Genomic DNA, 20,385 nt, shown 5'->3' on the forward strand with positions numbered 1-20,385 from the left:
ATGTAAGAAATTAGGAAATCATTTTTTTAGGAAATCAACATTCCTTTTAAAACCTGCTAATTTTGTTCTTTTAACTGCTGAGTTTTTAAAGACTTTGTTAAAAGTCTCTGTTGTTATTTCTTCCCAATCTTTTTTTGAAAAGTTAAGAATAGATTCGTTGGGTTTTAATAAAGGTTCATTATGAGGTTTTGAAAAACGATTCCAAGGACAAACATCTTGACAAACATCACAACCAAAAACCCAATCATCAAATTTACCTTTCATTTCTTGAGGTAAATTATCTTTTAATTCAATAGTGAAATAAGAAATACATTTGCTTCCATCAACTTCATAGGGAGCAACAATTGCTTCAGTAGGACAAGCATCTATACATGCAGTGCAAGAACCACAATGATCTGTAGTTGAAACATCATAATCTAATTCCAAATCAACAATTAATTCTGCAATAAAATAAAAAGAGCCTACTTTTTGAGTTATTAAATTGGTGTTTTTTCCTATCCAACCTAAACCACTTTTTGCAGCCCAAGCTTTGTCTAAAACAGGTGCAGAATCTACAAAAGCTCTTCCAGAAACTTCTCCAATTTCTGATTGAATGAAATGTAATAACTCTTTGAGTTTTTCCTTAATTAAAAAATGATAATCTTGACCGTATGCATATTTTGAAATTTTATAAGAATCAGGATTTTGGAGTTCTGCTGGATAATAATTTAAGAGTAATGAAATGACACTCTTTGCATCATCAACTAATAAAGTTGGGTTTAAACGTTTGTCAAAATGATTTTCCATATAACTCATTTGACCGTTCCTGTTTTTATTTAACCAATTTTCTAATCGAGGTGCTTCTTCTTCAAGAAAACCTGCTTTAGAAATTCCACAAGACAAAAAGCCCAATCTTTTAGCTTCCTCTTTTATACTTTTTGTGTATTTTTCTTTAGCATTCATTTTCTATCCTTAAATTCTAAAATTGCATTAAAAGGTTTTAATGTGATTAATGGTTTTATTTGAATAGGTTCTTTTTTTTCAATAATTTCAAATTGTTCGATTAATGCGATAATTGCTAAAATCATTTCATACATAGCAAAATTATTTCCTATACACATTCTTGGTCCGGCTCCAAAAGGAAAATAATTTTTTGAAAATTTAATGGTTTCATCTAAAAATCGTTCTGGCAAAAATGCTTCTGGATTTTTCCAAAAATCTGGATGACGATGAATTTCATACACTGAAAATAACAAATTAGAACCTTTTGGCAGCACCATTCCGTTAAAATTCTCTTCTTCAATATTAACTCTATCAATGAAGTAAGCTGGTGGATATAATCGCATGGATTCTTCAATAACTAATTTTGTATAATTAGCATTTTTTATCCAATACATTATATCATCTGATTCAGTTTTTATTGTTTGGATTTCTTTTAAAATCTTTAATTGAGCATCTGGATTTCTTGCTAATAATTCACATGTAAATGTCAATGCATTTGAAGTAGTTTCATGTCCTGCAGCAAATAAAATTAAAATTTCATCTACTAATTGATTTTCATCCATACTTGAACCATCTTCATATTTCGCATTCAACAACATGTCTAGTAAATCATTATGTTTATTGATGCTTTTTCTTCTCTCTTCTACAAGTCTTTTAAGAATTATTCTTGAACTTTGAGTTAAATCTAAATGTTTTTTTGTTTTTCCAGATAAATTAAACCACCAAACAAAGAAAGGTTGTCTTAGTTCTTGAACTAACATTTTTTGAGTAGCTTCTGTTGTATGTTGCAATGAAGCGACATCTTCATCAGAAATATCAATATTAAAAATAGACTTTACAACAGTTTGAAAAGCCAAATCATTAAAAACAGGAAAAATATCGGTAGGTTTTCCAGTTTTGATATTTTTTAACTCAATTAAAATCGTTTTCTGAATAGTTTCTAATAAAACATTCAATTGGCTTTTATGAAAAGCTGGTTGAATTAATTTACGCTGTTTTTGCCAATGTTTCCCTTCAGCAGTCAAAAGTCCTTTTCCAATATATTTTGCCAAATCTCTTGTTTGAATTTGAGATTTGGTATAATTTTTTTGATTTTTTTGAAGAGCATGTTGTAATAAAGAAGCATCTCTACAAAAAAGAACAGATTTACCTAAACCAACATTCAAACGAAAAATATTTCCAAATTTTTTAAAGTTTTTGGAATGAAAAGGTAATGGATTTTTTAAAATATTATTCGCATGATTTATGAACCTAAAAAAAGAAACTTCAGGAATTTTATTAGGTAAACTCATTTTGATTTTTATTTCTTTTATATTTTAAAACAAGCCTCCTTGGATATTATTTCTAATTTTTCCCAAGTGTTTGTATGCTTTGTCAGTAACTTCTCTTCCTCTAGGAGTTCGCATTATAAATCCTTCTTGAATTAGAAAAGGTTCATAAACTTCTTCTACTGTTTCACTACTTTCTGAAACAGCTGTTGCTAAAGTTGAAAGACCAACTGGACCACCTTTGAATTTATCAATAATTGTTATTAAGATTTTATTATCCATTTCATCTAAACCATGAGCATCTACATGAAGTGCTTTAAGTGCAAAACGAGCAATTTCAATATCAATACTGCCATTTCCTTTTATTTGAGCAAAATCTCTTACTCTGCGTAATAATGCATTAGCAATACGAGGTGTTCCTCTACTTCTTCCAGCAATTTCAATAGCTGCTTCCATAGTAATTGGCATATTTAAAATAGCTGAACTACGCTGAACAATTGTTGTTAAAAGTTCGGTGTTATAATATTGTAATCTACTTTGTATTCCAAATCTTGCTCTCATTGGAGCAGTTAGTAATCCAGAACGAGTTGTTGCTCCTACTAGCGTAAAAGGATTAAGGTTTAACTGAACAGAACGTGCATTTGGTCCTGATTCAATCATGATGTCTATTCTGAAATCTTCCATTGCTGAATATAAATATTCTTCAACAATTGGACTTAGACGGTGAATTTCATCAATAAAAAGAACATCTCTTTCTTCAAGATTTGTTAATAAACCAGCTAAATCACCAGGTTTATCTAAAACTGGTCCAGAAGTAATTTTGATTCCAACTCCTAGTTCGTTCGCTAATATATTGGCTAAAGTAGTCTTTCCTAAACCTGGTGGCCCATGAAATAAAGTATGATCAAGTGCTTCACCACGAAGATTTGCAGCTTTAACGAATATTTGCAAGTTTTCTAAAACTTGTTCTTGGCCTGTAAAATCATCAAATGATAGAGGTCTTAACTTTTTTTCAAGGTCAAGCTCTTCATGGTTGTAATTTGAATTTGTTGGGTCAAGATTCTCGTTCATATAGCAAATATAATTAAAGTTACACAAAAAAACCTTTCCGTTTGGAAAGGTTTTAATTTATATTTTATTTTAAATCTTAGTGATGTAATTCTTCTTCACCATCTTTCATTGGAACAGTTTGAGGAACGAAGTCAACATCATGCCCTGGTTTGTTGTAATCATATGGCCAACGATATACTTCTGGAATTTCACCTGGCCAATTTCCATGAATATGTTCAACTGGAGCAGTCCATTCAAGTGTAGTAGATTTCCATGGATTCATTGGTGCTTTTTTACCTTTGAAAATACTGTAGAAGAAGTTCCAAAAGAAAGGTAATTGGAATGCAGCTCCAACAATTGCAAAAATTGTAATTAATACGTTAACATCTGCTAATTCGTCAAATAATGGAAATGCTGTGTTGCTGTAATAACGTCTTGGTAATCCTGCCATTCCGATGAAGTGCATTGGAAAGAAAACTCCATAAGCACAAACTGCAGTTACCCAAAAGTGAATGTATCCTAAGTTTTTATCTAACATTCTTCCAAACATTCTTGGGAACCAGTGGTAAACACCAGCAAAGAAACCGTAAAGAGCAGAAATACCCATTACTAAGTGGAAGTGAGCAATTACGAAATATGTATCGTGAACGTTAATATCTAAAGTACTATCTCCAAGGATAATTCCTGTTAAACCTCCTGTGATAAATGTTGATACAAAACCAATAGAGAATAGCATTGCAGGGTTCATTTGAACATTACCTTTCCACAAAGTTGTAATCCAGTTGAAAGCTTTTACAGCAGATGGAATTGCAATTAATAAAGTAGTAAAAGTAAATACTGAACCTAAGAAAGGATTCATTCCTGAGATAAACATATGGTGACCCCAAACAATTGTAGATAAGAATGCAATTGCAATAATAGATGCAATCATCGCTCTATATCCAAAAATTGGTTTACGTGAATTTGTTGCAATAATTTCAGAAACTAATCCCATTGCAGGTAAAATAACGATATATACTTCAGGGTGACCTAAGAACCAGAACAAGTGTTCAAACAATACTGGTGAACCTCCTTGGTAATGTAAAACTTCTCCACTGATAAAAATATCTGACAAGAAGAATGATGTTCCAAAACTTCTATCAAAAATAAGTAATAAAGCTGCTGAGAATAAAACTGGAAATGAAACCACTCCAATAATAGCAGTAACAAAGAATGCCCAAATTGTTAATGGCAATCTTGTCATTGACATTCCTTTTGTTCTTAAATTAATAACAGTTACGATATAATTTAATGAACCCATCAAAGATGAAGCAATGAATATTGCCATAGAAACTAACCATAAAGTCATACCCAATCCAGAACCTGGAATTGCTTGTGGCAATGCACTTAAAGGTGGATAAATTGTCCAACCTGCAGATGCTGGTCCAGTTTCAACAAACAATGAAGATAACATAACAATACAAGAAATAAAGAACATCCAATATGAAAGCATGTTCATAAATCCTGAGGCCATATCTCTAGCTCCAATTTGTAATGGAATTAATAGGTTACTAAAAGTTCCACTTAATCCAGCCGTTAATACGAAGAATACCATTATAGTACCATGAATCGTAACTAAAGCTAAATAAATATCATTTCTCATTACTCCACCTGGAGCGAAGTTTTCACCTAAAAATATTTTAAAAACTTCAAAAGATTCTTCTGGCCATGCGATTTGCATACGGAAAAAAAGTGATAAAACTACCCCTACAATTCCCATTAATAGACCCGTGATTAGATATTGCTTAGCAATCATCTTGTGATCTATACTAAAAATATATTTAGTAATAAAAGTTTCTTTATGATGACCGTGTTCGTGTGACATAATTGTATTATTTGAAATCTTCTATATTATTTTTCTACTTGAGCTACTACTTTTGTAGTATCTATAATCGTTTCTATTATTTCTTCTTTAATTTCTTCAGCAGCAGGAGTATTAGCTTCTTTCCACTGAGCAGAAACAGTTTGCTTATCAGCTAACCATTTGTTAAAGTCGCTTGGAGTGTCAACAACAATTTTCATTTGCATGTTGTAATGAGACCTTCCACAAATTTTATTACAAAGTAATAGATAATCAAAAGTATATGGATCAAGAGCTGATTCTCCTTTAGCTACTAAATCTTTACTTTTATTTGCTCTAATTTTGTTAATCTTATCCACTTTAGCAATTATAGCTTCATTTTGTCTCATTTCAGCTGTAGTAACTGTTGGAACAAAAGCAAATTGAGTAACCATACCAGGAACACAGTTCATTTGTGCTCTAAAGTGTGGCATGTAAGCTGAGTGAAGTACGTCTTGAGAACGTATTTTGAAAACTACCTTTTTACCTTTTGGCAAGTGTAATTCTGTAACTACTTTATCATCTTGAGCATTTGGATCTTCTAGATCAACACCAGTTGTATTGATTCCTTCAATATATCTTACGTTAGCTTTACCAAGTGTATTATCTTCACCTGCATAACGTGCTTCCCAACCAAATTGCTTAGCATATAATTCTACATACATTACATCTTCTTCGTCATCATAATACATGATTTGATTCCAAGTATACAACCCGTATAAAATTAATACTGCTAAAACGATTACAGGAATAATTGTCCAAATAGCTTCTAACTTATTATTATCTGCAAAATAAAGTGCTTTTTGACCTTCTTTACCTCTATATTTAAATGCATAATAATGCAATAAAAACTGTGTAATAGTTTGAACAAAGAAAATCAACCACATTGAAATCTCCATCAAGTTGTCAACTTCTACTCCATGTTCAGATGCTGGAGTTCCTAATACAAAATCTCCCCAAGCAATTAATGAATAAATAGTAAATATGTAAATGAATCCTAAAAATCCAAACATTAAATAACCATTTACACTATTATCCTTATCAGTTGCAACACCAGAATTATCTGTAGCTTCCCCAACCTGAGTTAAATCAAATATTTTAGTTAACTGCCAAACAGCAATTCCAATTAAAACTAAAACAAAAAATACCAATAAACTCGTCATTTGTTTATCTCTTTAAATATTAATAATGAAAATGTTTACTTTCTTCCATCAAAGGGTATTTCTTAGCAATTAGAGGAGCTTTTGTTAAAGCTGTAAATACTACTAAAATAAATAACCCAGCAAAGAAAAATATTGATCCTATTTCTGATGCTCCAATAAACCATTGATCTCCAACAGTAGCTGGCATAATCATATTAAAGAAATCTAAATAGTGACCAAATAATATTACTGCACCTGCACCAATAACAATCCAAGTTAAACGCTTAAAGTCAGCATTCATGAGAATTAAAATAGGGAAAATGAAGTTTAAAGCTAACATACCAAAGAAAGGTAAGTTGTAATGTTCAATTCTAGTTACAAAGTATGTTACCTCTTCTGGAATATCTGCATACCAAATCAACATAAATTGTGAGAACCATAAATATGTCCAAAAGATACTAAATGCAAACATGAATTTAGCTAAATCTTGCAAGTGACTTTTATTTACTTCTGGTAATAAACCAATTGATTTTAAATATATAGTGATCATTGTTAAAACAGTAATTCCACTTACGAAGAAACTTGCAAAAACATACCATCCAAATAAAGTACTATACCAGTGAGGATCAACAGACATAATCCAATCCCATGACATAATAGATTCAGTAACAATAAAGAATACTAAAAATGCTGCAGAAGCTTTGAATAATTTTTTGTAATTACTATCATCGTTAGACTCATCTTGAGCTAAAGAAAATTTTCTAGAAAAATGTCTATATAAATTCCAACCTCCAATAAAAATTACAGCTCTTATCAAGAAGAAAGGAACATTTAAAAATCCTGATTTTCCTTGAATTAAATGATCTTCTTTAACAACTTCTGGATCCATCCACACAAAAAGATGGTTTACGTGAAACCCTGAAAGTAATAATAATGCGAAGAATATAATTGAACCTGGTAACAGATAGCCTGTTATTCCTTCCATAATTCTAAACAATACTGGAGACCAACCTGCTTGAGAAGCAATTTGAATAGCATAAAATGCCAAAACACCCATTGTTAAAAGAAAAAAGAAAATACATGCTACATAAAATGCTGACCATGGTTTGTTTTGCAATTGATGATAAACATGTTCTACATGTTCTTTATGTTCCGCATCTGCATGAACATCTTTTGCATCGTGAGCTGCATGTGCATCGTGAGTTGAATGAGCGTCTTTAGAAGCTTCTCCGTGTCCATCATGATGGCTTTCGGTCAACATCTTTTCAACCTCTTCAGCGGATTTTGGCACAGATAAGAATCCATAAGCAATTCCTAATATTCCTAATGCAATAAGAATAAATGAAAAAGTTTTTAATTTACTTGAAAAAGTGTACATATCTTTTATTTTCAAAAAAGTGTTTTACAATTATAATTCTGATCTCAATTTTAAAACATAACCAGCTACTTGCCATCTTTCCTCTTGTGTAAGTTGATTTGCATGTGAACCCATTGCGTTTAATCCGTAAGTTTCTACGTGAAAAATACTACCTTCTGTAATTTCTCTGTCTTTGTAATTAGGCACACCAAGGAATTTTTCTCTTTCAACAAGTTTTCCTTTACCATCACCTTTATCTCCATGACAAATGGCACAATAAATAGTATATAATTCCTTACCTTTTTCTAAATTAGATGATATTGAATCTAAAGGAGATTTTAAATTAGCTTTAGCCTCAGCATAACCTTCAGTGGTATTTGGAATTTCATAAGGAACAAATCCTCTTTTTATAGCACCTTCAGGAACTAGTTGACCTTCTTTTCCATTTTTAAATGCATTACTTTCTGAATAAGTTTCATAACCTACCGACTCATACATATTTGGAAAAAATTGATAGTTAGGCTTAGCTGTATCGTGGCAGGAAACTGCTCCAATTGACAAACCTACTAATGCTACTATTTTATATAAGCTTTTCATATCTTGTATTAATGCTTTTCTATTACTAAAACTTCAACTGCTCCAGTAGACATAAAGAAAGAAACCAATTCTTCTTCATTACCATGAACACCAACTTCCATTAAAAAGTGATCATCAGTTGTTCTTACATCAGGATTTTCTGCTTGTTTAAAAGGCCATAATTTACTTCTCATATAAAAAGTAATAACCATTAAGTGAGCGGCAAAAAACACTGTTAATTCAAACATAATAGGCACAAATGCTGGCATATTTTGTAAGTAACTAAAACTAGGTTTACCTCCAATATCTTGTGGCCAATCTTGAATCATTACAAAATTCATCAAGGTAGTTGCAACAGATAAACCAACTAATCCATAAAGAAACGATGCAATTGCAATTCTTGTTGGTGCTAATCCCATAGCTTTATCTAGTCCATGGACTGGAAAAGGTGTATAAACCTCTTCTATGTGATGATGTGCAGATCTAGTCTTGTGAACTGCATCTAATAATACATCATCATCATTGTATATAGCGTGTATAACTTTATTACTCATGATATTATTAATGATTATCTGAATTATGATCGTGTTGTGCTCTTGCTCTTTTAAAATTATCTCCTGAAGTTTTCAAAATAGTCTTAACTTCAGCTTGAGCAATTACTGGGAAACTTCTAGAATATAATAAAAATAATACGAAGAAGAATCCAATAGTTCCAATAAAAATACCAGCATCAACAAATGTTGGTTGGAACATTGTCCATGATGATGGTAAATAATCTCTATGTAATGAGGTAACGATAATTACGAAACGCTCAAACCACATTCCAATATTTACAACAATTGAAATTATAAAAGAGAAAGTAATACTTGTTCTTAATTTTTTAGACCACATGAACTGTGGAGAGAATACATTACAAGTCATCATTAACCAGTATGACCACCAGTAAGGTCCAGTTGCTCTATTTAAAAAAGCATATTGCTCATATTCAACACCTGAATACCAAGCGATAAATAATTCAGTAATATATGCAGTTCCAACGATAGAACCTGTAATCATAATTACAATGTTCATTAACTCTATATGCTGAACTGTGATGTATTCTTCTAAGTTTGATACTTTCCTCATGATGATAAGCAAAGTATTTACCATGGCAAATCCTGAGAAAATTGCTCCTGCAACGAAATAAGGAGGCAAGATAGTTGTGTGCCAACCTGGAACTACAGAAGTTGCGAAGTCAAAAGATACAATCGTATGTACAGAAAGTACAAGAGGAGTAGCTAAACCAGCTAATACTAATGAAACTTCTTCAAAACGTTGCCAATCTTTAGCTCTACCACTCCATCCAAAAGAAACTACTGAATAGATTTTTTTAGTAAAAGGAGTTACAGCTCTATCTCTCAACATAGCAAAATCAGGTAGTAAACCAGTCCACCAAAAAACTAATGATACTGAAAGATACGTTGAAATTGCAAATACGTCCCAAAGTAATGGTGAGTTAAAGTTAACCCATAATGAACCAAATTGATTTGGAATAGGCAATACCCAATATCCTAACCATGGACGACCCATGTGAATAATAGGGAATAAACCTGCTTGCATTACAGAGAAAATTGTCATTGCTTCTGCAGAACGGTTAATTGCCATTCTCCATTTCTGACGGAATAATAATAATACAGCAGAAATTAAGGTTCCAGCGTGACCGATACCAACCCACCAAACGAAGTTAGTGATATCCCATGCCCAACCAATTGTTTTGTTTAATCCCCAAGTACCTATACCTGTAGTTATAGTGTAAGTCATACAACCTAATCCCCAAAGGAATGCAACTAGTGCGATTGTAAAAACTGTCCACCATTGTTTATTTGCTCTACCTTCAACAGGTCTAGCAACATCTACTGTAACATCGTGGTAAGATTTATTTCCTACTACTAAAGGTCTTCTAATGGGTGCTTCGTAATGAGACGACATAATCCTTTATATTGTTTCTGTTAATTAAATTTTTTCTTTATCGTTTGTAACCTTCACATGATAAAACACATTTGGCTTAGTTCCAATATGCTCTAGTAAATGATACATTCTTTTATCTTCTGCTAATTTAGCTACTTGAGATTCTTTATCGTTAACGTCTCCAAAAACCATTGCTCCACTTGAACAAGCAGAAGAACAAGCTGTTTGGAATTCTCCGTCTTTGATTTCTCTTCCATCACGTTTTGCATCAAGAATAGTTTTTTGTGTCATTTGAATACACATAGAACATTTTTCCATAACTCCACGAGAACGAACATTCACATCTGGATTAAGAACCATACGTCCTAAATCATTGTTCATGTGATAATCAAACTCACTGTTTTTATTATACAAGAACCAGTTGAAACGTCTCACTTTATATGGACAGTTGTTAGCACAATAACGAGTACCCACACATCTGTTATAAGCCATATGGTTTTGACCTTGTCTACTGTGTGAAGTTGCAGCAACTGGACAAACTGTTTCACATGGAGCGTGATTACAGTGTTGACACATGATTGGTTGGAAAGCAATTTGTGGATTCTCTGAAGGATCTTCCATATCGCTTAAAGTTCCAATAACATTTGTTAATCCATGTGCACTTTCTTTTAATTCAACGTCACCAGCAAAAGTTTCTTCGTGAGAATAATATCTATCAATACGCAACCAATGCATATCTCTACTTCTTCTAACTTCAGATTTACCTACAACTGGCACATTGTTTTCAGCATGACAAGCAATAACACATGCTCCACAACCTGTACAAGCATTTAAATCAATTGACAAATTAAAATGATGACCTGTTGTTCTATCGAATGATTCCCATAAATCTACTGTCTTAGCAGGAACTTCTTTATGATCTAAAGAAACCATAGGAGTTGGGTTCCAAACTTCAGAATTTTCATATTCTTTCACAAAAGTACTTAATGTAGTTTCCTTGATAATATCACCTCTACCCATTAATGTTTTTTGCAATTGAACACATGCAAATTCATGTTCTCCACTTGCTTTAGAAATTGTTGCAGATTGGTTAGAATTCAAATTAGCATATAACTCATAAGCATTAACACCTACTTGCATTTCTGCTTTCATTGATTCTTTTTTGCCATATCCAAATGCTAATCCAATAGTTCCAACAGCTTGACCTGGTTGAATAATTACTGGTACATTTTTAAGAGTGGTATTTCCAACTTTAATATCAGCATAACTTCCGTTAAGACCACCATTAGCAACGTTCCAATTCTCTAGTTTATATTTTTCAGCATCTTTCTTAGAAATAGTAACATAGTTATCCCATGAAACTCTTGTAATTGGATCTGGAAATTCTTGTAACCAAGGATTATTTGCTTGTTGACCATCACCTAAACCAACTTTAGTGTACAATACTAAGTCTAATCCATTAGATTTTGATTGAGCCAACTTAACTGCAGAAGCTGAATAATCAGCAGAAGTTGCAGTTAATTCAACCACTTCAGTTGTAGCAAAACCATCATGTACTGTCTTATTCCATGATTTACCATTTAAACTTGCTGAAGCAGATGATTTTAAATAATCATGATATGATGTAGTATTATCTGTTAAAGACAACAATACTTCTTGAAATTGTTTTGTATCAAATAAAGGATTAATAGTTGGTTGTTGAATACTATAATTTCCTCTTGTTAAAGTAACATCTCCCCAAGACTCTAAATAATGTGGAGTTGCAGCTGCTATATTTGAAACTAAAGCTGTCTCATCTTCTTTCATTGAAAATGCAACAGATAATTTTGTTTTCTTAAGACCTTCAACAAATTCTTTTGAATTTGGTAAAGTATAAACAGGATTTACACCACTCATTAAGATTGTGTGAACTTTTCCTGCTTTTAAATCAGAAACTAATTGATTAACATCTTTCGCATTACCTTTTCTAGTTAATATTGCGTTTGATGTATTAAATGCTTCTGAAGACAATTGATTATTAATCGCTAATGTTAACATTTGAGCATCATAATCATCAATTCCACAAACAAGAACACCTTTTGTGCCTGCTGCTTTTAATTGTTGAGCTGCTTTTAAAACATCAGCTTCGTATTTATCGATTTTTGGAGTTCCAACTGTTGCTCCAGAAATTAAATTATATATTTTAACTAAAGCTTGTTTTTGATTCGCTACAGTTAAAGGAATTCTTTTGTCAGCTTTTGCTCCAGCCAAAGACATGTTTGCCTCTATTTGGATGTGCTTAGACATTTTTCCGTTTTTAGGAATTCTTCCTTTAGCATAACTAGCATCAAAACCACCACCTTGCCAATCTCCTAAGAAATCTGCACCGATAGAAACAATTACATCTGATTTTGAAAAGTCATAATTTGCTAAACCTCTAACACCATAAACTGTTTGAAAAGCATCAAGTGCATTAGATTCAGAAACTGCATCATAAACAACTTGTTTTGCGTTAGGATACTTAGCCATAAAATCAGCTAATAAAGCATCTGTTGAAGGACTTGCTGTAGAGTTTGTTAAAACTACTACACTTTCTCCTTTGGCTTTCGCATCTTCAAGACTTGATTTGATTTTAGCATTAACTTGACTCCAATCAGCATCTTTTTGATTAATCTTTGGCTGTTTTAAACGAAGACTATCATATAATGAAAGAACAGAAGCATGAACTCTAGCATTTGCACCAGATCTTGCTCCTTCTAAATTATTGTTTTCAACTTTAATAGGACGACCTTCACGAGTTTTGATTAAGATATTAGCAAAATCAAAACCATCCGCAATAGTTGTTGCGTAGTAGTCTGCAACTCCTGGAATAATTTGCTCTGGTTGAAGTACATAAGGAATTGACTTTACAACTGGACCTTCACAAGCAGCTAATGAAGCAGCTGCAGTACTAAATCCAACGTATTTCAAAAAGTCACGACGAGAAGTTGATGAAGAAGACAAATTTTCTTTATCTCCTAAAAACTCATCAACAGGAATTTGCTCCACAAACTCGTTGCTTCTTAGCGTCTCAACAATAGAGCTGTTTTCGTCTAGCTCTTCAACACTTTTCCAGTATTTTTTGTTTGATGCCATTGTATATAAATATTAGCTTCTTAAATTATTTTTATTAATAGTGACATTTACCACATTCTAAACCACCCATTTGAGCTGCTGTCAATTGACTTACACCATATTTTTTAGATAGTTCTTCGTGTATTTTTTTGTAGTATTCGTTGTCTTCTACTCTTACATTTGTTTCTCTGTGACAATTAATACACCATCCCATTGTTAATGGAGCAAATTGACTCATAACCTCCATCTCCTGAACAGGACCGTGACAAGTTTGACACTCAACACCAGCAACAGTAACGTGCTGAGAGTGATTAAAATAAACAAAATCAGGTAAATTATGAATACGAACCCATTTAACCGGACTTGTTTTTCCTGTATATGATTGAGTAGCTTTATCCCAACCTACAGCTGCATATAATTTATTGATTTGTTCGTCATAAAAAGCTTTTGTATGCTCTTCAGTTGCAGTAGTTTCAGCTACCTCACTAATATTTTTATGACAATTCATACAAACATTCAACGAAGGAATATTCGAATGTTTACTAACTCTTGCAGCAGAGTGACAGTATTTACAATCAATACCATTGTCACCAGCATGAATTTTATGAGAATAATGAATTGGTTGAATTGGCTCGTATCCTTGATCAACACCAACTTGCATTAAAAATCCGTAAATAAAGTAAGCACTTATCAACAAGAACAAGATTGCAGAAACCACTAACAAGAATTGGTTTTTAGCAAACGCTTTCCATAAGGGTAGCGACTTTTCTTTTTGAGCTACTTCAATACCATTAGCTTTTGCTATTTTGTTAAGCACATTGCTTACCAAGAACAACATAATAACTAACATCATCAAAACCAAAGCTAAAGCTCCTAAAATAATATTGTTAGAAATTCCTGAACCTGAATTAGTATTTCCTCCTTCGACAGGACCCGGAACAACAACTTCTTCTTTAACTTCAGAAGTATAAGCTAAGATATCATCAATATCAGCAGTTGATAATTGAGGAAAAGCTGTCATTGGTGTTTTGTTATTTTCTTCAAACACTTTTACAGCTTGCGCATCACCAGATTTAATTAATTCTGCACTGTTGTGAACCCATTTATAAATCCACTCTTTGTCATATTTATCTGCAACATTACGAAGTGCTGGACCCGTAGATTTTGCATCTAATTTGTGACAAGCTGCACAATTTGCATTAAATAATTCTTTTCCTTTTACAGCATTACCACCAGCAGCAGGTGCTGCGTCAGCAACTGGTGCTTCAGCTGAAACTGCATCTTGAGAATAAGAAACTAATGATAAGGATAGCGTTAAAGCTAAACTGAAGAAAATCCTAGAAAACGATTTATGGTTACCCACCTTTTTCATATTTAAAATGATTATCGACTATAATTGGTATAGTTTTAGATATAAATGTGCTTGATAAATACCACACCTTTTTTAAAACTCCGACAAAAATACAATAATAGAATTATTATCAAAACCTTAATTTTACCTTAAAATGTAATTTATATTTGTTCTAAATAAAATATTAACTTCGACAAATCCATTTAAAATGTAATTTTGCATTAAACAATATTCATTATGAAGAAATTAACAATTTATAAAATGCTTTTTTTAGCACTGATATTCAGCTTTATATCAAATAAAACTTTTTCTCAAACCATTGAGCAAGACCCAAAAATAGATGCTTTATTGAAAGAAAAAAGAAAAATTAATACTGGAATTACCATTAATGATTTGTACAAAATTCAAATTTTTAATGGCAAAAAAGATGAAGCTCTAAAAACTTTAAATGAATTTAAAGGCCATTTTAAAGAAATTGATGGTACTATGATTTATAATAATCCAACATTTAAGGTTTGGGTAGGAAGTTTCAAAACTAGAATTGAAGCTGAAAACGCTTTACTTGAAATAAAAAAGAAATATCCATTAGCTTTATTGATAAAACCCAACAAATAAAACATGAGAATATTATTCTTTTTTGCTTTCCTATTTATAGGTACAATTTCTTTTTCACAAACTAAAAAGGACACAACAAACGTAAATCATTTGGAAGAAGTTGTTCTTTCATCCATTAGAGTTCCTAAAAATAAAGAAGTTTTGCCAACCCAAATAGAGACTATAAATTTAAAGCAAATTGAGTTTCAAAATTTTCAAAATACTGCAGACTTACTTTCAAATTCAGGTACTTTAGCCGTTCAAAAATCGCAACAAGGTGGTGGAAGTCCAACTATTAGAGGTTTTGAAGCTAGTAGAGTTTTGTTATTAGTGGATGGAATTAGGATGAACAACCTTATATTTAGGTCTGGTCATTTGCAAAATGTAATTACGGTAGATGAAAATTTACTAGAAAATGTGGATGTTTTTTACGGACCAACTTCAACACTTTTTGGAAGTGATGCTCTAGGAGGAACAATCAATATGACTACTAAAAGAGCAAAAATTTTATCTGAAAAAACACCTATTATTAGCGGAACAGTTTCAACAAGGTATTCTTCAGTTAATGAGGAAAAATCAGGGCATTTTGATTTTAATTATGCTAAAGAAAATTGGGCTTCATTGACTTCCTTTTCCTATAATGATTTTGGAGATTTAAGAATGGGGGAAAAGAAAAATCACAATGGAGATTTTTTTGGAGAAAGACCATTTTATGTTGAAACAATAAACGAAACAGATGTTTTAGTTGAAAATTCAGATAAATATACTCAAAAGCAATCTGGATTTAAGCAATATAATTTTATGCAAAAATTTGCTTACAAGAGTCAAAAAGGTTTTGAACATGACCTAAATTTTCAATTTTCAAACAGTACAGATATTCCTCGATATGATAGATTAACCGATGCTTCAACAAGTGGTTTAAAAAATGCTGAATGGTTTTATGGTCCACAAAAAAGACTTTTGGCTATTTATAGTTTAACTAAACAAAAAGTCTTTTTAAATAGTGATTTAAAAGTGGATTTTGCATATCAAAATATAGAAGAAAGTCGTCATAATAGAAGGTTTGGTAATTATAACTTACAAAACAGAACTGAAAAAGTAAACATGTACTCAATAAGTGTTGATTTGCATAAAGAATTTTCAAAAAGTGATTTATTTTATGGAGTTGAAAGTTATTTAGAAAATCTAAATTCATCTGCTTTTTCTAACAATATCAATACTGGAGAAATTAAAAAAATAGATACACGTTATCCAAATGGAAAAAATAATATGTTGAGAAATGATTTATACGTTTCTTATAATTCTAAGTTTTCCAAAAAAAATAATTTCAACATTGGTGCAAGAGCAGGTTACACTATTTTAAACAGCACTATTTCTGACGATTCTTTTTTTCCTCTTCCATTTAATGATATTAATCAAAAGAATTTTACTTATAGTGGAACTGTTGGATTGGTTCACAAACCTTCAAAAAATATTGATTTAAAAACAAACATTAGTACAGGATTTAGAGTTCCAAATATTGATGATTTAGCTAAAATATTTGAATCTGGTGGTGGTTTTGTAATTGTTCCCAATGCAGATTTAAAACCCGAAAAAACAATCACCACTGATTTAGGAATGGTTATAAAATCAAACAACAAACGTTTTCAAATTGAAAACACGTATTATTTCACTCGTTTTATTGATGCAATTGTTACGGATGATTATTTGTATAATAATCAATCTACAATTATTTATAATGGAAGTGAAAGTCAGGTTTTAGCCAATCAAAATAAAGGAAGAGCTTTTGTAACAGGTTTTTCAACAAATATTAAAGGGTATTTAGTTTCAAGTTTGCAATATTTAGCTAATTTTAATTACACTTTAGGTCGTATTACAAGTGAAGAAAACAGAACTCCATTGGATCATATTCCTCCTTATTATGGAAAACTAGGATTGAATTATACAAAAAAATGGGGAACAATAGAAGCTTATGTATTGTACAATGGTAAAAAACCAATTGAAGATTATTTTTTAAATGGTGAAGACAATGAGCAATATGCTCCAAAAGGTGGAATGCCAGCTTGGGAAACTTATAATTTAAAAACAGCTTTTACTATATTACCAAAAGCAACATTATTTGTTGGAATTGAAAACATTTTAGACACTCAATATAGGGTTTTTGCTTCAGGAATAAATGCTCCAGGTAGAAATATTTATGGTGGTTTGAAATATGATTTCTAAAAAGCCAAACTTAATAAACAAAAAAATCCCAAGCTATCTATAAACTTGGGATTTTTTATTTATTGTGATGAAATTATTTTTTCAATTTCTTCTTAACTTCAACTTCTTGAAAAGCTTCAATGATATCTAATTCTTGAATATCGTTATATCCTTTAATTTGCATACCACAATCATATCCTTTTGCAACTTCTTTCACATCATCTTTGAAACGTTTTAAGGTAGCTAATTCACCTGTGTAAATTACAACACCTTCTCTAATAAGACGAATTTTAGAATTTCTGTATACTTTGCCATCAGTAACCATACAACCAGCGATACTTCCTACTTTAGAAACTTTGAAAATTTCTCTGATTTCTGCAGTACCAGTAACTTCTTCTTTTAATTCTGGAGAAAGCATTCCTTCCATCGCATCACGCAAATCGTCAATGGCATCATAAATGATTGAGTAGTTACGGATATCTATTTCTTCTTTTTCAGCTAATTGTTTGGCATTTCCTTGAGGACGAACATTAAATCCGATAATAATTGCATCAGAAGCAGAAGCTAACAATACATCAGATTCAGTAATTGCTCCAACTCCTTTATGTATAATATTTACTTGAATTTCTTCAGTAGATAATTTAGAGAATGAATCAGAAAGTGCTTCAACAGAACCATCCACATCACCTTTAAGGATTATATTCAATTCTTTAAACTGACCTAATGCGATACGACGACCGATTTCGGCAAGTGTAATATGCTTTTGAGTACGAACAGATTGTTCTCTTTGTAATTGAGTACGTTTTGCTGCAATTTGTTTTGCTTCTCTTTCGTCTTCATATACATTGAACTTATCACCTGCTGTTGGTGCTCCATCTAAACCTAATATAGAAACAGGAGTTGATGGACCAGCTTCAGTAATTATATTACCTCTTTCATCATGCATTGCTTTCACTTTACCATGATTTTTTCCTGCTAAAATATAATCTCCAACACGAAGTGTACCTGCTTGTACTAAAATAGTAGAAACATATCCTCTACCTTTATCTAACTGAGCTTCAACGACAGTACCAACTGCTGGTTTATCTGGATTAGCTGTTAATTCTAAAACTTCAGCTTCAAGTAAAACTTTCTCAAGTAATTCTTTTACTCCAGTTCCTTTTTTAGCTGAAATATCGTGAGATTGGTATTTTCCACCCCAGTCTTCAACTAACAAGTTCATTCCTGCTAATTTTTCTTTAATTTTTTCTGGATTTGCTGCTTCTCTATCTATTTTGTTAATAGCGAAAATCATTGGAACACCAGCTGCTTGAGCGTGACTAATTGCTTCTTTTGTTTGAGGCATAATGTCATCATCGGCAGCAATTACAATAATTGCAATATCAGTAATTTGAGCACCACGGGCACGCATCGCTGTAAAGGCTTCGTGACCAGGTGTATCTAAGAAAGCGATTTTTTGACCACCTTCTAAAGTTACTCCATAAGCTCCAATATGTTGTGTAATTCCTCCTGATTCACCAGCGATTACATTTGCTTCACGGATATAATCTAGCAAAGATGTTTTACCATGATCAACGTGTCCCATTACAGTAACAATTGGAGAACGAGGTTTTAAATCTTCTGGTTTATCTTCAACAACTTCCAAGTTTTCTTCAATTTCAGCAGAAATAAATTCAACTTCATATCCAAATTCATCAGCAACAATAGTTAAAGTTTCAGCATCTAAACGTTGGTTTTGAGTTACCATGATTCCAAGTGTCATACAAGTTCCGATTACTTTTGTAATTGGCACATCCATCATGGTCGCAACTTCACCAACAGTAACAAATTCTGTTACTTTGATTGTTTTACTTCCTTCTTCTAATGCTTGTTGTTCATCTTCAGAACGTTGACGGTGAGAGTCTCTTTTATCTCTACGGTATTTGGCAGCTTTTGATTTACCACTTTTACCTCTACCTTGAAGTCTTTCAAGCGTTTCTTTAATTTGATTTTTAACATCTTCTTCGGTCGGCTCGACTTTTTGAATAACAGGCTTTTTACCACCTTTATTAAATCCACCGCCACCTCTGACGAATTCCTTTTTTCCTCCAGTATTATTAACACCTGGTGTAGGAGTTCCTGGTTTAGCAATTCTTCGACGTTTATTTTTGTTAGCGTTGTTGTTATTTGCTCCAGGAGTTCCTGGTGCTTTTACATCACCTGCTTTTTTAACTTCTTTTTTAGGATCTTTCTTTTTAGGCTTGTTAAATTGAGACAAATCAATTGTTTTACCTGTAAAAGTTGCACCAGCTAATTTTTGATATTGAGTTTCAACTTTCTCCTCTTCAGGTTCATCAGTAGTTGATACTTTTGCTGATTCTTTAGAAGCCTCCACTGTTTTTTCAGCTTGAGGTGTTTTTTTCTCCAATTTAGGTTTCTCTGAAACTGGTTGAACTTCTTCTTTAGGAGTTTCCTTTGCTTGAGGAACAACTTCTTCTTTAGGAGTTTCAGCTTTTGGTGCTTCAGCTTTTTCTTGAGGTTTGTCTGCTTTTTTTGGATTTAAATCTATTTTTCCAATAGTTTTTGGTCCTGAAAGTTCTGCTCTAGCTTTAACAACTTCTTGTCTCTGCTTTTCTTCCTGCAATCTTTTTTCTTCAAGTTCTTTTTCGAGTTGCCTTTTAAGGGCTTCTTTTTCTTTACGCTTTTCTTCACCTACTTCAAGAGAAGCAACTTTCTTACCTTTATCAGCAGAAAATTGACCGCATAAAATATCATATTCCGCTTGAGAAATTTTTGCATTAGGACTTGCATCAATGTTATGATCCTTCTCTTTCAAGTAGTCCACTGCTCTTTCTAAGGAAATATTTAATTCTCTTAAAACTTTGTTTATTCGTATTGCTCTTTCTTCAGACATAAATTAATTTACTATTTCTTCTAAACTATATTATTGTAAATATAATCTTTTT

14 protein-coding genes are annotated in these 20,385 nt (G+C 32.0%); 2 read left to right on the forward strand and 12 right to left on the reverse strand.

Annotated features, from left to right (window positions below):
* Positions 1-18: 18 nt before the first annotated feature.
* The 11 genes from queG to ACFO3U_RS04765 all read right to left on the reverse strand — a co-directional run bounded on the left by queG (position 19) and on the right by ACFO3U_RS04765 (position 14,665).
* A complete protein-coding gene (queG, locus tag ACFO3U_RS04715; RefSeq protein WP_379738586.1) occupies positions 19-942 on the reverse strand; it encodes a tRNA epoxyqueuosine(34) reductase QueG in 924 nt (307 codons plus the stop codon).
* Positions 939-2,273, reverse strand: a complete 1,335-nt coding sequence (locus tag ACFO3U_RS04720) for a cytochrome P450 (protein WP_379738587.1) — start codon at positions 2,271-2,273, stop codon at positions 939-941. Before ACFO3U_RS04720 ends, queG begins: the two co-directional genes overlap by 4 nt.
* A gap of 24 nt (positions 2,274-2,297) precedes the next feature.
* Positions 2,298-3,320 carry a Holliday junction branch migration DNA helicase RuvB gene (gene ruvB, locus ACFO3U_RS04725; protein WP_379738588.1) on the reverse strand — a complete coding sequence of 341 codons (1,023 nt, stop codon included), beginning with the start codon at positions 3,318-3,320 and terminating at the stop codon, positions 2,298-2,300.
* Positions 3,321-3,396: 76 nt separating this feature from the next.
* Entirely contained in the window at positions 3,397-5,163 is a 1,767-nt protein-coding gene (locus ACFO3U_RS04730; protein WP_379738589.1) for a cytochrome c oxidase subunit I, read from the reverse strand.
* Between the two features lie 26 nt (positions 5,164-5,189).
* Positions 5,190-6,341, reverse strand: coding sequence for a cytochrome c oxidase subunit II (locus tag ACFO3U_RS04735; RefSeq protein WP_379738590.1), 1,152 nt, complete (start codon positions 6,339-6,341; stop codon positions 5,190-5,192).
* Between the two features lie 19 nt (positions 6,342-6,360).
* On the reverse strand, positions 6,361-7,698 hold the full coding sequence (locus ACFO3U_RS04740) for a quinol:cytochrome C oxidoreductase (RefSeq protein ID WP_379738591.1): 1,338 nt from the start codon (positions 7,696-7,698) through the stop codon (positions 6,361-6,363).
* Positions 7,699-7,728: 30 nt separating this feature from the next.
* Positions 7,729-8,274 carry a c-type cytochrome gene (locus ACFO3U_RS04745; RefSeq protein ID WP_379738592.1) on the reverse strand — a complete coding sequence of 182 codons (546 nt, stop codon included), beginning with the start codon at positions 8,272-8,274 and terminating at the stop codon, positions 7,729-7,731.
* An 8-nt stretch (positions 8,275-8,282) separates the two neighbouring features.
* A complete protein-coding gene (locus ACFO3U_RS04750) occupies positions 8,283-8,807 on the reverse strand; it encodes a DUF3341 domain-containing protein (protein WP_379738593.1) in 525 nt (174 codons plus the stop codon).
* A gap of 7 nt (positions 8,808-8,814) precedes the next feature.
* Positions 8,815-10,221, reverse strand: coding sequence for an NrfD/PsrC family molybdoenzyme membrane anchor subunit (gene nrfD / locus ACFO3U_RS04755; RefSeq protein WP_379738594.1), 1,407 nt, complete (start codon positions 10,219-10,221; stop codon positions 8,815-8,817).
* Positions 10,222-10,245: 24 nt separating this feature from the next.
* Complete coding sequence (locus ACFO3U_RS04760; protein ID WP_379738595.1) at positions 10,246-13,314, reverse strand: TAT-variant-translocated molybdopterin oxidoreductase; 3,069 nt, start codon at positions 13,312-13,314, stop codon at positions 10,246-10,248.
* A gap of 34 nt (positions 13,315-13,348) precedes the next feature.
* Positions 13,349-14,665 carry a c-type cytochrome gene (locus ACFO3U_RS04765; protein ID WP_379738596.1) on the reverse strand — a complete coding sequence of 439 codons (1,317 nt, stop codon included), beginning with the start codon at positions 14,663-14,665 and terminating at the stop codon, positions 13,349-13,351.
* Positions 14,666-14,881: 216 nt separating this feature from the next.
* Here ACFO3U_RS04765 and ACFO3U_RS04770 point away from each other — a divergent pair, with 216 nt between their 5' ends.
* Both ACFO3U_RS04770 and ACFO3U_RS04775 read left to right on the forward strand, forming a co-directional pair.
* Positions 14,882-15,259 carry an SPOR domain-containing protein gene (locus ACFO3U_RS04770; protein WP_379738597.1) on the forward strand — a complete coding sequence of 126 codons (378 nt, stop codon included), beginning with the start codon at positions 14,882-14,884 and terminating at the stop codon, positions 15,257-15,259.
* Positions 15,260-15,262: 3 nt separating this feature from the next.
* Positions 15,263-17,461 carry a TonB-dependent receptor plug domain-containing protein gene (locus tag ACFO3U_RS04775; RefSeq protein WP_379738598.1) on the forward strand — a complete coding sequence of 733 codons (2,199 nt, stop codon included), beginning with the start codon at positions 15,263-15,265 and terminating at the stop codon, positions 17,459-17,461.
* Positions 17,462-17,534: 73 nt separating this feature from the next.
* On the opposite strand, the gene infB is transcribed toward ACFO3U_RS04775, so the two are convergent.
* Positions 17,535-20,333 carry a translation initiation factor IF-2 gene (infB, locus tag ACFO3U_RS04780; RefSeq protein ID WP_379738599.1) on the reverse strand — a complete coding sequence of 933 codons (2,799 nt, stop codon included), beginning with the start codon at positions 20,331-20,333 and terminating at the stop codon, positions 17,535-17,537.
* Between the last annotated feature and the right edge of the window lie 52 nt (positions 20,334-20,385).

Source organism: Flavobacterium ponti, assembly GCF_042652765.1.
Classification (GTDB): domain Bacteria; phylum Bacteroidota; class Bacteroidia; order Flavobacteriales; family Flavobacteriaceae; genus Flavobacterium; species Flavobacterium ponti.

Bases quoted from the DNA above. Each gene is read 5' to 3' on its own strand.
- queG (WP_379738586.1), bottom strand. From the start codon at position 942: ATGAATGCTAAAGAAAAATACACAAAAAGTATAAAAGAGGAAGCTAAA.
- ACFO3U_RS04720 (WP_379738587.1), bottom strand. From the start codon at position 2,273: ATGAGTTTACCTAATAAAATTCCTGAAGTTTCTTTTTTTAGGTTCATA.
- ruvB (WP_379738588.1), bottom strand. From the start codon at position 3,320: ATGAACGAGAATCTTGACCCAACAAATTCAAATTACAACCATGAAGAG.
- ACFO3U_RS04730 (WP_379738589.1), bottom strand. From the start codon at position 5,163: ATGTCACACGAACACGGTCATCATAAAGAAACTTTTATTACTAAATAT.
- ACFO3U_RS04735 (WP_379738590.1), bottom strand. From the start codon at position 6,341: ATGACGAGTTTATTGGTATTTTTTGTTTTAGTTTTAATTGGAATTGCT.
- ACFO3U_RS04740 (WP_379738591.1), bottom strand. From the start codon at position 7,698: ATGTACACTTTTTCAAGTAAATTAAAAACTTTTTCATTTATTCTTATT.
- ACFO3U_RS04745 (WP_379738592.1), bottom strand. From the start codon at position 8,274: ATGAAAAGCTTATATAAAATAGTAGCATTAGTAGGTTTGTCAATTGGA.
- ACFO3U_RS04750 (WP_379738593.1), bottom strand. From the start codon at position 8,807: ATGAGTAATAAAGTTATACACGCTATATACAATGATGATGATGTATTA.
- nrfD (WP_379738594.1), bottom strand. From the start codon at position 10,221: ATGTCGTCTCATTACGAAGCACCCATTAGAAGACCTTTAGTAGTAGGA.
- ACFO3U_RS04760 (WP_379738595.1), bottom strand. From the start codon at position 13,314: ATGGCATCAAACAAAAAATACTGGAAAAGTGTTGAAGAGCTAGACGAA.
- ACFO3U_RS04765 (WP_379738596.1), bottom strand. From the start codon at position 14,665: ATGAAAAAGGTGGGTAACCATAAATCGTTTTCTAGGATTTTCTTCAGT.
- ACFO3U_RS04770 (WP_379738597.1), top strand. From the start codon at position 14,882: ATGAAGAAATTAACAATTTATAAAATGCTTTTTTTAGCACTGATATTC.
- ACFO3U_RS04775 (WP_379738598.1), top strand. From the start codon at position 15,263: ATGAGAATATTATTCTTTTTTGCTTTCCTATTTATAGGTACAATTTCT.
- infB (WP_379738599.1), bottom strand. From the start codon at position 20,333: ATGTCTGAAGAAAGAGCAATACGAATAAACAAAGTTTTAAGAGAATTA.